Origin of the sequence: Streptomyces sp. NPDC057424 (assembly GCF_042803315.1) — a bacterium.
Taxonomy (GTDB): Bacteria; Actinomycetota; Actinomycetes; order Streptomycetales; family Streptomycetaceae; genus Streptomyces.
In genome coordinates, this window is the sequence record NZ_JBHVCP010000026.1 from 87,631 (window position 1) to 102,242 (window position 14,612).

General features: G+C 72.7%; 12 protein-coding genes and 1 pseudogene. 9 read left to right on the top strand and 4 right to left on the bottom strand.

The window, feature by feature from the left end; genetic code table 11:
* Positions 1-203 precede the first annotated feature (203 nt).
* Entirely contained in the window at positions 204-2,333 is a 2,130-nt protein-coding gene (locus ACFU3E_RS21525; protein ID WP_384160413.1) for a molybdopterin oxidoreductase family protein, read from the top strand.
* A 3-nt stretch (positions 2,334-2,336) separates the two neighbouring features.
* On the opposite strand, the gene ACFU3E_RS21530 is transcribed toward ACFU3E_RS21525, so the two are convergent.
* Complete coding sequence (locus tag ACFU3E_RS21530; protein WP_384160416.1) at positions 2,337-3,983, bottom strand: M4 family metallopeptidase; 1,647 nt, start codon at positions 3,981-3,983, stop codon at positions 2,337-2,339.
* 139 nt (positions 3,984-4,122) lie between these two features.
* On the opposite strand from ACFU3E_RS21530, the gene ACFU3E_RS21535 reads away from it, so the two are divergent.
* Entirely contained in the window at positions 4,123-4,539 is a 417-nt protein-coding gene (locus ACFU3E_RS21535) for a gamma-glutamylcyclotransferase family protein (protein WP_384160419.1), read from the top strand.
* A 41-nt stretch (positions 4,540-4,580) separates the two neighbouring features.
* Here the strand turns inward: ACFU3E_RS21535 and ACFU3E_RS21540 are convergent, their stop codons facing one another.
* On the bottom strand, positions 4,581-5,198 hold the full coding sequence (locus ACFU3E_RS21540) for an NADPH-dependent FMN reductase (RefSeq protein ID WP_384160422.1): 618 nt from the start codon (positions 5,196-5,198) through the stop codon (positions 4,581-4,583).
* Positions 5,199-5,467: 269 nt separating this feature from the next.
* Between ACFU3E_RS21540 and ACFU3E_RS21545 the strand changes: the two genes are divergently transcribed.
* Positions 5,468-5,989, top strand: coding sequence for a hypothetical protein (locus ACFU3E_RS21545; protein WP_384160425.1), 522 nt, complete (start codon positions 5,468-5,470; stop codon positions 5,987-5,989).
* A gap of 112 nt (positions 5,990-6,101) precedes the next feature.
* The gene (locus ACFU3E_RS21550; RefSeq protein ID WP_384160428.1) at positions 6,102-6,761 is read left to right on the top strand and encodes a class F sortase; all 660 of its coding nucleotides are present in this window, start codon (positions 6,102-6,104) and stop codon (positions 6,759-6,761) included.
* On the opposite strand, the gene ACFU3E_RS21555 is transcribed toward ACFU3E_RS21550, so the two are convergent.
* Complete coding sequence (locus tag ACFU3E_RS21555) at positions 6,699-7,091, bottom strand: winged helix-turn-helix transcriptional regulator (protein WP_384160431.1); 393 nt, start codon at positions 7,089-7,091, stop codon at positions 6,699-6,701. The genes ACFU3E_RS21550 and ACFU3E_RS21555 overlap by 63 nt on opposite strands.
* Before the next feature lie 105 nt (positions 7,092-7,196).
* On the opposite strand from ACFU3E_RS21555, the pseudogene ACFU3E_RS21560 reads away from it, so the two are divergent.
* The 4 genes and pseudogenes from ACFU3E_RS21560 to nirD all read left to right on the top strand — a co-directional run bounded on the left by ACFU3E_RS21560 (position 7,197) and on the right by nirD (position 12,608).
* Positions 7,197-8,101 (top strand): annotated as a pseudogene (locus tag ACFU3E_RS21560) (NAD(P)-dependent oxidoreductase).
* Positions 8,102-8,434: 333 nt separating this feature from the next.
* On the top strand, positions 8,435-9,652 hold the full coding sequence (locus ACFU3E_RS21565; protein WP_384160434.1) for an NAD(P)/FAD-dependent oxidoreductase: 1,218 nt from the start codon (positions 8,435-8,437) through the stop codon (positions 9,650-9,652).
* Positions 9,652-12,261 (top strand): nitrite reductase large subunit NirB, encoded by a 2,610-nt coding sequence (nirB, locus tag ACFU3E_RS21570; protein WP_384160437.1) that lies wholly within the window; start codon positions 9,652-9,654, stop codon positions 12,259-12,261. The genes ACFU3E_RS21565 and nirB overlap by 1 nt, the downstream gene beginning before the upstream one ends.
* Positions 12,258-12,608, top strand: a complete 351-nt coding sequence (gene nirD / locus ACFU3E_RS21575; RefSeq protein ID WP_384160440.1) for a nitrite reductase small subunit NirD — start codon at positions 12,258-12,260, stop codon at positions 12,606-12,608. Before nirB ends, nirD begins: the two co-directional genes overlap by 4 nt.
* Before the next feature lie 138 nt (positions 12,609-12,746).
* On the opposite strand, the gene ACFU3E_RS21580 is transcribed toward nirD, so the two are convergent.
* The gene (locus ACFU3E_RS21580; protein WP_384160443.1) at positions 12,747-13,841 is read right to left on the bottom strand and encodes a helix-turn-helix domain-containing protein; all 1,095 of its coding nucleotides are present in this window, start codon (positions 13,839-13,841) and stop codon (positions 12,747-12,749) included.
* 234 nt (positions 13,842-14,075) lie between these two features.
* Here ACFU3E_RS21580 and ACFU3E_RS21585 point away from each other — a divergent pair, with 234 nt between their 5' ends.
* Complete coding sequence (locus tag ACFU3E_RS21585; protein ID WP_384160446.1) at positions 14,076-14,504, top strand: peptidase inhibitor family I36 protein; 429 nt, start codon at positions 14,076-14,078, stop codon at positions 14,502-14,504.
* Positions 14,505-14,612: the final 108 nt, after the last annotated feature.

Here is a 14,612-nt window from a genome sequence, read left to right on the forward strand (position 1 = left end):
GGCCGGATCGGCCAAGAAAGGAAGGCAATGAGCCACATGGGGCGATTCCCGTCCCACAGGCAACGTCCGTGCCGGTCGGCGACGACCTGAAGGTGGGCAGGCGTGTGCCTCACGCGGGCCGGGCGGTGGCGGGGAGGTTGCCGTCCCGGCCGCGTAACAGGGAACCGTCCCGGGCGTAACACGGCCGACGCACGCTGAACGGTATGCAGAGCTCCGTGACGCCCACGCACTGTCCGTACTGCGCCCTGCAGTGCGGGATGAACCTGACCCCCGTGCCGGACGGGACCGTCGAGGTGAGCGAGCGCGCGGACTTCCCGGTGAACCGCGGCGCCCTGTGCGGCAAGGGCCGTACGGCCGCGGCGGTGCTCGCGCCGGGCGTGCGTCTGAGCTCCCCGTTGGTGCGCGACGAGGGCGGCTCGCTGGTGCCCGCCTCCTGGGAGGAGGCGCTGGACCGGATCGCGACGGGGCTGGGCCGCACGCGCGCGGAGCACGGTCCGGACGCGGTCGGGGTGTTCGGCGGGGGCGGGCTGACGAACGAGAAGGCGTACACGCTCGGCAAGTTCGCGCGGGTCGTGCTCGGCACCTCCCAGATCGACTACAACGGGCGTTTCTGCATGTCGTCGGCGGCGGCCGCCGGCATCAAGGCGTTCGGTCTGGACCGCGGGCTGCCCTTCCCGCTGGAGGACATCCCGAAATCCGGCTGCGTGATCCTCGTCGGGTCGAACCTCGCGGAGACCATGCCGCCGTCACTGCGGTTCTTCACCGAGCTGAGGGAGAACGGCGGCACGCTGGTCGTCATCGACCCGCGCCGCACGAAGACGGCCGAGCAGGCGGACCTGCACCTGGCGCCCCGGCCGGGCACGGATCTGGCCCTCGCCCTGGGTCTGCTGCACCTGGTGATCGCCGAGGGGCGGGTGGACGAGGAGTACGTCAGGGAGCGCACGGCCGGCTGGGAGGAGGCCCGGGCCGCGGCGATGGCGCACTGGCCGGAGTACGTGGAGCGGATCACGGGGGTGTCCGTTCCTCAACTGCGCGAGACCGTGCGGCTGTTCTGCGAGCCGGAGTCGGCGATGGTGCTCACCGCCCGGGGGCCCGAGCAGCAGTCCAAGGGCACGGACACGGTGGGCGCGTGGATCAACCTGTGCCTGGCGACCGGCCGGGCGGGCCGCCCGCTGTCCGGGTACGGCTGTCTGACCGGCCAGGGCAACGGGCAGGGCGGGCGCGAACACGGGCAGAAGGCCGACCAGTTGCCGGGCTACCGCAAGCTCGACGACCCGGCCGCGCGGGCCCACGTCGCCGAGGTGTGGGGTGTCGACCCGGACAGCCTGCCCGGCCCGGGGCGCAGTGCGTACGAGCTGCTGGACGCGCTGGGCACCGACATCAGGTCGCTGCTGCTGATGGCGTCCAACCCGGTGGTGTCGGCGCCGCGTGCCGCGCACATCGAGGAGCGCATCAGGTCACTGGACTTCCTGGCGGTCTGTGACGTGGTGCTGTCGGAGACGGCGGCGCTCGCGGACGTGGTCCTGCCGGTCACCCAGTGGGCCGAGGAGACGGGCACGACGACGAACCTGGAGGGCAGGGTGCTGCTGCGGCGGCGGGCGATCACCCCGCCGGACGGCATCCGCAGCGACCTCGAGGTGATGCACGAACTCGCCGCCCGCCTCGGTGTGGAGAAGGGCTTCCCGACCGACCCGGAGGAGGTCTTCGAGGAGCTGCGCCGGGCGTCGGCGGGTGGGCCGGCGGACTACTCGGGGATCACGTACCGGAGGCTGGCCGAGGAGAACGGGGTGTTCTGGCCCTGTCCGGCGGCGGTGGAGGCGGCCGACGCGGGCGAGGAGGTCCTTCCCGGCGGGGAGGCACCGGCCGTGCACCCGGGCACGCCCCGCCTCTTCCTCGACCGCTTCGCCACTCCCGACGGCCGGGCCCGGTTCGTCCCCGTCTCGCACCGGGCGACCGCCGAGGAGCCCGACGAGGAGTACCCCGTGCTGCTGACCACCGGCCGGGTCGTGGCGCAGTACCAGTCCGGGGCGCAGACCCGGCGCGTGGCGGAGCTGAACGCCGCCGCGCCCGGGCCGTTCGTGGAGCTGCATCCCCGGCTGGCGGCCCGGCTCGGGGCGGCCGAGGGGGACCCGGTGGCCGTCGTGTCGCGGCGGGGCCGGGCCGTGGCGCCCGCGAGGATCACGAGCGCCATCCGCCCCGACACCGTCTTCATGCCCTTCCACTGGCCGGGCGAGGGCCGCGCCAACACCCTCACCAACCCGGCGCTCGACCCGACCTCCCGGATGCCGGAGTTCAAGGCGTGCGCGGTGCGGCTGGAGGCGGTCCGGCCGTAGCGGTCAGCTCACCGCGACCGCCTTCCAGGCCGCCGCCACCGCCTTCTGCTCGGTGCTGTCGCCGCCGTAGAGGTCCTTCGCCGCGCTCAGGGTCGCCGTGCGCGCGTCCGCGTAGTCGGTCGAGGACGTCATGTAGACGGTCAGCGCGCGGTACCAGATCCTGCCCAGCTTGGCCCGGCCGATGCCGGTCACCGTGGAGCCGTCGCAGGTCGGCGAGTTGTAGGCGACGCCGTTGAGGGTCTTCTTGCCGCTGCCCTCCGCGAGCAGGTAGGCGAAGTGGTTGCCGACGCCGGAGGAGTAGTGCACGTCGAGGTCGGCGAGTTTCTCGCTCCAGCAGTCCGCCGACTTCCCGTCCTTGGACGGCTTGTCCATGAAGCGCAGGGCCTCGCGGCCGAGGCCGGAGCGGACGACCTTCTCTCCGATGAGCCAGTCGCCCCGGTCCTCGGCGTTGGCCGCGTGGAACTCCACCAGCGTGCCGAAGATGTCCGACGTGGCCTCGTTCAGGCCGCCGGACTCGCCCGAGTACGTCAGTGCCGCCGTCTTCGACGTGACGCCGTGGGACATCTCGTGCCCGGCGACGTCCAGCGACACCAGCGGGCCCATGAGCTTGCCGTCGCCGTCGCCGTACGTCATGCAGAAGCAGGTGTCGTCCCAGAAGGCGTTGTTGTAGTCCTTGCCGTAGTGGACGCGGTTGAAGGACCCTTTGCCGTCGCCGGCGATGCCGCTGCGGCCGTGGACCTTCTTGTAGTAGTCCCAGGTGACGTCCGTACCGTACTGGGCGTCCACCGCCACCGTGGACCGGTCGGCGGTCGCGCCCGTCCCCCACTGGTTGTCGGCGTCCGTGAAGAGCGTCGCGGGAGCGCGGGTCAGGCAGACGGTCAGCAGGCACTTGTCCGTCTTGTTCTCGGCGTCGCCGGTGTACGTGCCGCCGCGCGTCGCGTCCTTGAGCTGGTACGACGAGCCGGACGCCGTCGTCTCCAGCGGGACCGTGCCGCCGTAGAGGGACTTGCCGTCGCCCGAGGCCGATTCCATGGAGTCCCAGGCGTCGATCCGGGCGCCGGTCGTCGCGTCGGTCAGCACGGTGCGCCCGACCGGGTTGCCGCGTTCGTCGTGTGCCACCGCGTCGGTCTGCCAGGCCAGCTTCGGGGCGCCGTGCAGGGCGTCGACGACCAGCCGCGGCTTTGCGGTCAGCTTCTTCAGGGTCTCGCCGAGGTGCGCGGCGCGCAGCAGGTTCGCCGCGAGGCCGGCTGCCTCGGGGGCGGGCACCGTCGGGGTGACGCTGGCCAGGGAGAGCGCGGACTTCGTCGCGCGGCTCGTGTCGCGGTAGGTGCCGTTCGGGCCGAGGTGGAGCACGAAGTCGCCGCCGAGGACCGGGAGCCGGTGGTAGGTACGGTCGTAGCGGACGTGCCGGGTGCCGTCCTCGTCGACGACGACGTCCCGGACCTCCGTCTCCTGGGCCGGGGTGAGGCCCAGGGCTCCGGCCCGGTCCGCGAGCACCGCCTCCGCGTCCTCGATCGCGCTCGACCTGGTCGGCCGGTCCGCCGCGCCGGCGGCAGGGGAGAGAACGGCGGCCAGCAGGGCGGTGGTGCCGGTGACGGCCACACCGGCGAGGGCGAGACGGGAACCGCGGACATGACGTATCCGACTCATCGGTCTCCTCATACGGGCACACCCGGTCGCGTGGGGTCGACCGGGGGCGGCGTTGATGTTGACCGCGAGTTAATGCGGCGCGGACATGGCAAGTCCATAGCCCCGCTGTGGAGGTGTGTGAGGGTGCAGAATCGTTCCTGTGACCCTCCCTTTCTTCGTCTACGGCACCCTCCGCCCGGGGGAGGTCAACCATGACCTCTTCCTGCGCGGCCGCACCCGCTCCGAGGAACCGGGGATGCTCGCCGGCGCGGTCCTGTACGCGGGGCCGGGCTACCCGTACGCGGTCGAGGAACCGGGCGGCGGCGTGGTCAGCGGGGAGCTGGTCACCGCGCTGCCGGAGGCCTACGAGGAACTGCTCGCCGAGCTGGACCGGCTGGAGGAGTACGTGCCGGGGGATCCGCGCAGCCTGTACGTGCGCGTCGAGCGGAAGGTCGTACGGGAGGCCGACGGGGCGGCCGTCCGGGCCTGGGTGTACGTGGCAGCGCCCGCCGTCGCCACGCGGCTGCGGTCCCGGGGTCGGGCGATCGCGGGCGGGGACTGGCGGGCGCGGGTGTGAAGTTCCCGGCATGAGGGCGGCGGTGTGCGCCTGACGCGGGCTCAGCCGGCGTACGGCCACCTCCCCCGGGCCTCCCGCAACGCACGTCCCCACCACACCAGTTGGTCCAGCATGGTCTTCACTGCCGCGTCCGGGCCGGACGGGTCGCGCGGGGCGCCCCGGTCGTCGAAGGAGGCGCCGGCGTTGGGGAAGGAGACGGTGTCGCGGACCGTCACCGCGTGGAGCTCCGCGAAGACCTGACGCAGGTGCTCCGCGGCGCGCAGGCCGCCGGACAGACCGCCGTACGAGACGAGACCGACGGGCTTGGCCTGCCACTCGGTGAAGTGCCAGTCGACCAGGTTCTTCAGGCCCGCCGGGAAGGAGTGGTTGTACTCGGGGGTGAGGACCACGAAGACGTCCGCGCGGGCCAGCTTCGGGGTGATGCCGGACAGCGCGGCCGTCGCCTCCGGGGTCGGTTCGAGGGACATGGGCAGCGCGGCCTCGGCGACGTCCACGACCTCGGCGACCAGGTCGTCCCGGTCCCGGATGCGGCCGAGGAGCCAGTCGGCGACGACGGGGCCGAAGCGGCCGTGCCGGTTGCTGCCCACGACGAGGGTCAGCCTGAGCGGGTCGGTCGCGGTCTGCCGCAGGGCGGCCTGCTCGGTAGCGGTGGTGTTCATGCGGCACAGCCTCGTACCTCAACCATTGTTGAGGTCAAGCGCCGGGGTGCACCCCGGGGTCACCCGTTCACACGCGCGCCCCGCGCTTTTCCCCGGCACCGCCCGCCGAACGCCCGTGACCTGCCGAAACGGGCGCGGAAAACCGCCGGTTCACTCCTCACTGACACCCGTTCACCCCATTTCTGACACCCCTTCAGCAAGCGCGGTCGTCCGGCCGCCCGTTACCTCGGAAGGGCAGGCGCACGACCGAACCGCTCGAAGGAGCACCGATGCGACGTACCGCCCGGCCGCTGACCGGTACCGCGCTCGCCGTCGCCACCGCGGCTCTCGCCGCCGCCCCGGCGTACGGCGCGTCCGCCGGTGGCCTGGAGGTGTCCCCGGCCCCGGTCGTGCCCGGGGGCCAGGTCACGGTGCGCACGGCGGCCTGCGGCGACGGCGGCTCGGCGACGGGTGACGCGAGCGCGGTCGGAGCGGGTTCCCTCAGCCTGGCGCCGGACGCGCACGGGCGGGACGCGACCGGGCGGTTCAAGGTGCCGCCGAGTGCGCAGCCGGGCACGTACGAGATCACCGCCACCTGCAGTGGCAGCGGCCGGCGGATCACCGGGGACCTGGTGGTCACGCTGACGTCGATGCGCGGGCGGGTGCATCCCCGGGGGAGTGTGAAGACGGGGGTCGGCGGCGCCCTGGGCCCCGATCCCGTGCAGACCGCGGCCGGTGTGGCGGCCCTCGCCGTCGCCGCCGCGGGCGGTACCTGGCTCCTGCATCGCCGGGCGAGAGGCGACGGGATCTGACGGACACCCTCCGCTGTCCGTCGCCGGTACCGCATGTCCCCTCCCCCTCCGGGTCCGACGCCCCTCGCGGCCCGGAGGGGGGTACGGGGCCGGAGATCAGAAGAGGGTGGGTATGCGCACGTCCCCCAGGTTCGGCAGCGGCGTCCGCAATCCCGCGAACGCGGCCATGGCGGCCCTCACGGTGTTCGCCCTGTGCTCCGGTGTGTGGCTGCTGCGCGACGGCGCCGAGACGCACGCCCCGCCGCAGCCGTCCGCCGCGCAGGCCCGGGCCGGGCTGGACGGCCTGGCCGGCGAGCGGCCCGGAGTGCCCGCGCTGCCGCCCTCGCCGCCCGACCGGATCCGTATCCCGGCGATCCGGGTCGATGCGCCGCTGACCGGGCTCGGCCTGACGAAGACCGGCAGACTCGGCGTACCGCCCGCAGCCGACGAGAACCTCGCCGGCTGGTACGAGGCCGGCACGACCCCCGGTGAGCGGGGGACCGCGATCGTCGCCGGCCACGTCGACAACGCCGACGGCCCCGCCGTGTTCTACGACCTCGGCGCCCTGACCAAGGGCAGCACGATCGAGGTGGACCGGCGCGACGGCGGCGTCGCGGTGTTCACCGTGGACGCCGTCGCGGTGTACGCCGCGAAGGACTTCCCCGACGAGCGGGTCTACGGCGCCGCCCGCCGCCCCGAGCTGCGGGTCATCACCTGCGGCGGCGGCTACTCACGCGGCACCGGTTACCAGGGGAACGTCGTCGTCTTCGCGCACCTGACCGGCAGCCGGTGACGCACTCAGGATGTTGGCCCTCCCCCAGGCCCCCAGCGGTTCCAGCGCCTCGTTCAGGGACGCGCCCCGGGCCGTCAGCGAGTACTCCACCCGCGGCGGCACCTCGTCGTACGCCTCACGGTGCACCAGGCCGTCGGCCTCCATCTCCCTGAGGTGCGAGGCGAGCACCTTCTCGGTGACGCCCGGCAGCTCGCGGCGCAGTTCCCCGAAGCGGCACGGCCGCTCGTTCAGTGCCCACAGGATCAGCACCTTCCACTTGCCGCCGATCACGTCCATCGCCGCGTCGATCCCGCAGACGTACGCCCCCGGCCGCCGCCCCGTCGATCCCATGCCCGAGCCCTCCCCTTGCGCTGCCTGGATCCTTCCCCCGGGGTAACCACCCACTTCGAAGTACGTACTTGAGCAGGCGCTTCCCCTGCGACGAGCCTAAACGCCATGACCGACACCGCAGTTGTCTCCCGCACCCCGCTCACCCTGCTCGGCACCGGTGCCATGGGCACCGCCCTCGCCCGCGTCTGGCTCGCCGCCGGGCACGAGGTGACCGTCTGGAACCGCACGCCCGCCCGCGCTCGGGCACTCGCCTCCGAGGGCGCCGTGGTCACCGCGAGCGCCGCCGAGGCCGTGGCGGCGAACCGCCTGGTGATCGCCTGCCTGCTCGACGACGCCTCCGTGGGCGAGGCCCTGGAAGGGGCCGATCTCGCCGGGCGGGACCTGGTGAACCTGACCACCGGCACCCCCGGCGAGGGCCGTACGCGCGCCGCCTGGGCCGAGGCGCGCGGCGCCCGTTTCCTGGACGCGGGATCATGGCCGTACCGCCGATGATCGGGGTGCCGGAGTCCGGCGGACATGTCTTCTACAGCGGCTCCCCCGAGCTGTTCGAGGAGCACCGGGACACCCTCACGGTCCCGGCCGGCACCCGCTATGTCGGAGCCGACCCGGGCTTCGCCGCACTGCACGACGTGGCGCTGCTGAGCGCGATGAGCGGCATGTTCGCGGGGATCACGCACGCCTTCGCGCTGATCCGCCCGGAGGACATCGCGCCGAAGGACTTCGCACCGCTGCTCGTGGACTGGCTCTCCGCGATGGCCCCGGCCGCACACCAGACGGCCGACCAGCTGCAGAGCGGCGACTACACCCGCGACGTCGTCTCCAGCCTCGCCATGCAGGTCGCGGGCAACGCCACCCTCCTGCGCACGGCCGAGGAGCAGCGGGTCGGCCCGGAGCTGCTGACGCCGTACATGGAGTTGATGGAGCGCAGGCTCGCGCAGGGACACGGGGACGAGGACGGCACGGGGATGGTCGAGCTGCTGGATCTGCGACGGGACCCGGGCGTCGCCTAGGCCGGCCACCGCACGTACGCCAGGTTGAGGAGAGCCGGCAGCACCGGCGGCGGCAGGAGGCCGCCCCCCTCCGGCCACGGCGTCGGTCCAGCCGGCGGCGAGGGCCGCGACACAGTGCAGGACGACGGTGGTCAGCGATGCGCCGGGCATGATCGGGACCCCGTGCGAGGCCGGTGCGAGGCCCGTGCGAGGCTCGTGCGAGGCCCCTCACAGCCACCGTCGTCGCAGTTCGGGAACCCTCACACGCACCACCCCGGCCCGCTGAGGGCAGCGTTCCCCGCGGGAAACAGAGGTGATGCTGCCGGGTAACACCGGCACCGCACGCTCAAGTGCATGACCTCGAATGAGCGTGTGGTGGTGATCGGCACCGGCCTGGCGGGCGTACGGCTCGCCCGGCGCCTCGGTGAGCTCGGCACGCCCGCGCTGCTGATCGGCGAGGAGGAGCACCGGCCCTACAACCGGGTGCTGCTCGCCGAGGTGCTGGCCGGACGGTACAGCCCCGAGGTGATCGCCCTGCCGGCGCCCGCGCAGGCCACGCGCGGCCGGGTCGTCGGCATCGACCGCGACGGACGGACCGTCGAGTGCGCCGACGGCACGGTGATCGCATACGACCGGCTCGTCCTCGCCACCGGCTCCAACCCGGTACTGCCGCCGCTGCGCGGCCTGTTCACCGAGCATCACGAACTGCCCGAGGGCGTCCACGCCTTCCGCACCATGGACGACTGCCTGGGCCTGTCCAAGGCGGTCCGGCCGGGCGTGAAGGCGGTCGTCATCGGCGGCGGGCTCCTCGGCGTCTCCGCAGCTCGGGCGCTCGCGCTGCGCGGCGCCCAGGTCGTGCTCGCCCAGCAGTCCGAGCGGCTGATGGAGCGCCAGCTCGACCCGGCCGCGTCGAAGCTCGTCAAGCGGCATCTGACCGACCTGGGCGTCGAGGTGCACACCGAGTGCCGCGTACGGGACGTGCGGTGCGTCGGCGGCGCGGTCCGCTCGGTGGAGATGGCCGACGGGTACGCACTCGACGCCGACCTCGTCGTCGTGGCCTGCGGCGTCAGCCCCCGGGTGGGTCTCGCGCAGGCCGCCGGGCTCGACGTCCGCAAGGGTGTCGTCGTCGACGACGAGCTGCGCACCTCCGACCCGCACATCCACGCGATCGGCGACTGCGCCCAGCACGCGGACGTCCTCTACGGACTCGCCACTCCCGCGCTGGAACAGGCCGACGCGCTCGCGGAGTTGCTGGCCGGTGACACGACCGCCCGGTACACCGGCACGCGCTCCCTGACCCGGCTCACGCTGAACGGGCAGGACAGCCCCCTCGACCTCGCCGCGTTCGGCGAGACCGAGGCGCTCCCGGGCGACGACGTCGTCCAGCTCACCGATGCCACCCGCGGCACCTACCGCAAGGTCGTCGTCCGCGACGACCGCCTGGTCGGCGGGGTCCTCGTCGGCGAACTCGGCACCGTCGGCGCGCTCGCCCGCGCCTGGGAGGGAGCAGAGCCGCTCCCCTCCGACGGCGGCCCCCTGCTCCACCTGCTCACCAACGACGGAGGCTCTTGATGACGGCCACCCCGGGGGCGACCCCCACGATCGTGCTCGTCGGCCACGGCATGGTCGGCCAGCGCTTCCTCGAAGCGCTGGCCGAGCGCGGCCTGACCGCCACGCACCGCGTGGTCGTGCTCTGTGAGGAGCCACGCCCGGCCTACGACCGTGTGCAGCTCACCTCGTACTTCTCGGGCAAGACCCCGGACGACCTGTCCATGACGGACATGCGGTTCATCGAGGACCACGGCATCGAGCTGCACGTCGGCGACCCGGCCGAGACCGTCGACCGTGAGGCGCGGAAGGTGACGGCCCGCTCCGGTCTCGTCGTCGACTACGACGTCCTCGTCCTGGCCACCGGCTCCTACCCCTTCGTGCCGCCGGTCCCGGGCAAGGACGCCGAGGGCTGTTTCGTCTACCGCACGATCGAGGACCTGCTCGCGATCGAGGAGTACGCGAAGAGCAAGGCTCAGGTGGGCGCCGTGGTCGGCGGCGGTCTGCTCGGCCTGGAGGCAGCGGGGGCGCTGAAGGGTCTCGGACTCACCTCCCACATCGTCGAGTTCGCGCCCCGGCTGATGCCCGTCCAGGTGGACGACGGCGGCGGTGCCGCGCTGCTGCGCACCATCGAGGAGATGGGCCTGAGCGTCCACACGGGCGTCGGCACGCAGGAGATCGTCGTCGGCGAGGACGGTGCCGTCACCGGCATGAAGCTCTCCGACGGCTCCGAACTGGCCGCCGACATGGTGGTGTTCTCCGCCGGAGTGCGCCCCCGCGACCAGCTGGCCCGCGACTGCGGTCTGACGGTCGGCGAGCGCGGCGGCATCACGGTCGACGAGCAGTGCCGTACGGTCTCCGACCCGCACGTCTTCGCGATCGGCGAGTGCGCGCTGGCCTCCGACGGCCGGGTGTACGGCCTGGTGGCCCCCGGCTACGAGCAGGCCGAGACGGCGGCGGCCACGATCGCCTCGGACGAGGCGTCCTTCACCGGCGCCGACCTCTCCACCAAGCTGAAGCTGCTCGGCGTGGACGTGGCGTCCTTCGGTGACGCGCACGGCACCGCCGAGGACTGCCTGGACGTCGTCTACTCCGACTCCCGCGCGGGCCTGTACAAGAAGCTGGTCATCGGCCGAGACGGCACGCTGCTCGGTGGCATCCTGGTCGGCGACGCGGAGGCGTACGGCACGCTGAAGGCGTTCACCGGCTCGGTCCCGCCGGTCGCCCCCGAGTCGCTCGTGCTGCCGGCCGGCGCCGGGGAGTCCGTCCAGCTCGGCCCGTCCGCGCTGCCCGACGACGCGATCGTCTGCTCCTGCCACAACGTCTCCAAGGGCACGATCCGCGGCGCGGTCACCGACCACCAGTGCACGACCGTGCCCGAGGTGAAGAAGTGCACCAAGGCCGGGACCGGCTGCGGCTCCTGCGTCAAGGTCCTCGGCCAGCTCGTCAACGCCGAGCTGGAGGCGAACGGCGTCGAGGTCGACAAGGGCCTGTGCGGCTGCTTCGGGCAGACCCGCGAGGAGCTGTACGAGATCGTCCTCGCCCTGCGCATCAACACCTACCAGGACCTGCTGGACCGCCACGGCCGCGAGGAGGCCCGCGGCGGTGACGGCTGCGAGATCTGCAAGCCGGCCGTCGGCTCGATCATCGCCTCCCTCGCCCCGACGATCGGCGCCAGCGGCTACGTCCTGGACGGCGAGCAGGCGGCCCTGCAGGACACCAACGACCACTTCCTGGCCAACCTGCAGAAGAACGGCTCGTACTCGGTCGTCCCCCGTATCCCCGGCGGCGAGATCGCCCCGGAGAAGCTGATCGTGATCGGTGAGATCGCCCGCGACTTCGGCCTCTACACGAAGATCACCGGTGGTCAGCGGATCGACATGTTCGGTGCCCGCGTCGAGCAACTGCCCCTGATCTGGGCCCGTCTGGTGGACGCCGGCTTCGAGTCCGGCCACGCCTACGGCAAGTCGCTGCGCACGGTGAAGTCCTGCGTCGGGCAGACCTGGTGCCGCTACGGGGTCCAGGACTCCGTGCGCATGGCGATCGACCTGGAGCTGCGCTACCGGGGCCTGCGCTCCCCGCACAAGCTGAAGTCGGCGGTCTCCGGCTGCCAGCGCGAGTGCGCCGAGGCCCAGTCGAAGGACTTCGGCGTCATCGCCACCGCCAACGGCTGGAACCTGTACGTCGGCGGCAACGGCGGGGCCACGCCCCGCCACGCGGACCTGCTCGCGCAGGACCTGTCGGACGCCGAACTGGTGCGGCTGATCGACCGGTTCCTGATGTTCTACATCCGTACGGCCGACCGCCTGGAGCGCACCTCGACCTGGCTGGACCGGATCCCGGGCGGCCTCGAGCACGTGCGGGACGTGGTGGTGCACGACACGCTCGGCATCTGCGACGAGCTGGAGCAGCTGATGCAGGCACATGTCGCGCACTACCGCGACGAGTGGGCCGAGACCATCAACGACCCCGAGAAGCTCTCCCGGTTCGTGTCCTTCGTGAACGCGCCGGACACCCCGGACCCGGTTGTCGCCTTCGTGCCCGAGCGCGACCAGATGAAGCCCGACCTGCCGCTGCTGTCCATCGGCATGCGACCCGCCGCTGACGTACTGGAAGGAAGCGCCCAGCGATGACCCTGGCACTCGAGACCACCGACCTCAAGATCGAACTCGCCCTTGACGGCGACTGGTTCACGGTCTGTGACCTGAGCACGCTGCTCCCGGGCCGCGGGGTGGCCGCACTGCTGCCGGACGGACGGCAGGCCGCGATCTTCCGCGATCGTTCCGGTGAGCTGTTCGCCATCGACAACCGCGACCCCTTCACCGGCGCGGCGGTCCTCTCCCGCGGCCTCATCGGCAGCCGCCAGGGCCGCCCGTTCGTGGCCTCGCCCCTGCTGAAACAGCGCTTCGACCTGGCGTCCGGGCAGTGCCTGGACGACGAGGCGGTACGGGTGACGGCTTACGAGGTGCGGACCTCGTAGCCGACCGGCCGGAGTACCTCCCAGAACAGGAACACCCCTTCCTCGTGGAGGGGTGTTCTTCCTTGCCCGCCTGTGTACCGATCTCACCCGGGAGTGTGCCGTCGCAATCCGGCCCGCGAACGCCGAGGGCGGCGGCGTTCAGTGCGCCGGCCGTGCCGCTGTGGGCGAGTGCGGGGCGGCCGGGGACCGGGGGGCGTCGGCGGCGCGCTCGCAGTGCGGCCAGTCGCCGAAGTCGCGGTCCCGGCTCCACAGTTTGCGGGCCGCCTGGATGTTCCACTCCGGGTTCAGGGCGTCGCGTGGCGTGCCGTCCAGTTCGCGCAGCCGGGCGTCGGAGATCTGGAACAGGCCCCAGTTCCGGGTGCCGTTGGTGTTGGGGAGGATGTGCAGCGGGTCGAGGAAGGACTGGCAGTCGGCGATCGCCACCGCCTTGTCCGGCACCTCGGGGAACACCTCCCGGACCCGCTGCCGCACCTTCTGCGGCGACCACACGCCCATCCGGACACGCGAGGCGTACAGCGCCTTCTTCGTCGGCTCCGCCACGACTCCGTTGGGCTGCAGTCCGGCGAGCACCTGGAAGGCCGTGACGCGGCGCAGGGTCTGCGGCCCGAAGTCCCCGTCCACGCCGATGTCCGCGCCCTTGGCGTGCAGCAGACGCTGCACCTCCCGCACGCACTCGTCGTGCTCGCCCATCGCGATCACGGGCGGACAGTTGGCCGAGAACAACGGCCGGTCCTCACCGGTGCTCCCGCCGCCGGAGGGTGCCCGGCCGTTCGACAGGGCCCAGGCGGACACGCCGACGGCGGCGAGGACCGCGGCGGTGACGACGGAGGTGCGCAGCCTGCGCCGGCGCGGCCGGCCGGCGGGCCGGGGGCTCGGCCCGGCGTCCCGGGCGGGGGCCGGGTCCGTGTCGTCAGCCCGCGCTTCGGCCTCGGGTTCGGCCCGGTCGTCCTCCTCTTCCCCGGCACCGGCACCGGCCGCGGCAGCCCGTGCCGCGTCCGCCAGTGCCCACAGGCGGTGCAGGGTGCGCAGTTCGTCGGAGGTCGCGCCACAGACCGTGGCCAGCCGGTGCACGCTCCCGTAGTCCTGGGGCACCGACGTCCCCCGGCAGTAGCGGTGCAACGTCGAACCGGCCAGTCCGGACTTCCGGGCGAGGGCCTCGTAGCTCAGTCCGGAACGGCTCTTCAGCGAACGCAACAGCGCGGCGAACCGCTCCGTTTCTGGGCACGCGGACAACGCCTCTCCCCCTCGGAAATCCCCAACAGGACGCTGGTCGGGCGTCTCGTGCCGACACTGTGCCACCAAAGGCGTCCCGTGGCCGTCCCATCGGTTCCGGAACGCGCCAGGCGGGCGGTGGGACGCCGTCCCGGCATCCCAGCAGGCCCCGCCGTCCTTGCCCGGCCCGGTCGTGCCTTGCCAGCGTCGGGCCGTCCGCACCACCGTCCCCCGATCTCCGAGGAGACCAGGCTCATGCGCCTTTCCGTCCGCCGGCACACCCGTACGAACCCGCTGCTCGCGGTTCTCGCCGTCAGCGCCGCCGCCGTCACCGCCCTGGCCGTGCCGAGCTCCGCGTCGGCGGCACCGGCCGCTCCCGCCGCGGTGGACTGCGCCTCCGGACACATCTGCTTCTGGACCGGGGCCAACTTCACCGGCAGCAAGTGCTCTTGGGACGTGGCCGACCCCGACTGGCAGAGCGGTTCCATCCGGTGCTCCTGGGCCGCCACGACCAATGTGAAGTCGGTGTGGAACGCCGGCACCAGCAGCTCCAGCGGTGTCGCGTACTACCGGGGCGCCAACTACTCCGACCGCATCGGCTGCACCCGGCAGCAGCACGGCGGCAACCTGGCCGGTACGTACAAGGTCCGCTCCCACCGGTGGATCTCGGGCAGCTGCGGCTGACCCGTCCCCCGGCACGAACGCGGTGGCGTGCACGCCTGCTCGGGGGTGGCCCCCCCCCCCGCCAGTTGCGGGGGCCCGGGGGCGCCCCCCAGCCAGTGTGTTTTAAAC

What these genes read in the sequence shown, in the direction of transcription:
- ACFU3E_RS21525 (WP_384160413.1), top strand. Translation starts at nt 204, where the DNA reads ATGCAGAGCTCCGTGACGCCCACGCACTGTCCGTACTGCGCCCTGCAG.
- ACFU3E_RS21530 (WP_384160416.1), bottom strand. Translation starts at nt 3,983, where the DNA reads ATGAGTCGGATACGTCATGTCCGCGGTTCCCGTCTCGCCCTCGCCGGT.
- ACFU3E_RS21540 (WP_384160422.1), bottom strand. Translation starts at nt 5,198, where the DNA reads ATGAACACCACCGCTACCGAGCAGGCCGCCCTGCGGCAGACCGCGACC.
- ACFU3E_RS21545 (WP_384160425.1), top strand. Translation starts at nt 5,468, where the DNA reads ATGCGACGTACCGCCCGGCCGCTGACCGGTACCGCGCTCGCCGTCGCC.
- ACFU3E_RS21550 (WP_384160428.1), top strand. Translation starts at nt 6,102, where the DNA reads ATGCGCACGTCCCCCAGGTTCGGCAGCGGCGTCCGCAATCCCGCGAAC.
- ACFU3E_RS21555 (WP_384160431.1), bottom strand. Translation starts at nt 7,091, where the DNA reads ATGGGATCGACGGGGCGGCGGCCGGGGGCGTACGTCTGCGGGATCGAC.
- ACFU3E_RS21565 (WP_384160434.1), top strand. Translation starts at nt 8,435, where the DNA reads ATGACCTCGAATGAGCGTGTGGTGGTGATCGGCACCGGCCTGGCGGGC.
- nirB (WP_384160437.1), top strand. Translation starts at nt 9,652, where the DNA reads ATGACGGCCACCCCGGGGGCGACCCCCACGATCGTGCTCGTCGGCCAC.
- nirD (WP_384160440.1), top strand. Translation starts at nt 12,258, where the DNA reads ATGACCCTGGCACTCGAGACCACCGACCTCAAGATCGAACTCGCCCTT.
- ACFU3E_RS21585 (WP_384160446.1), top strand. Translation starts at nt 14,076, where the DNA reads ATGCGCCTTTCCGTCCGCCGGCACACCCGTACGAACCCGCTGCTCGCG.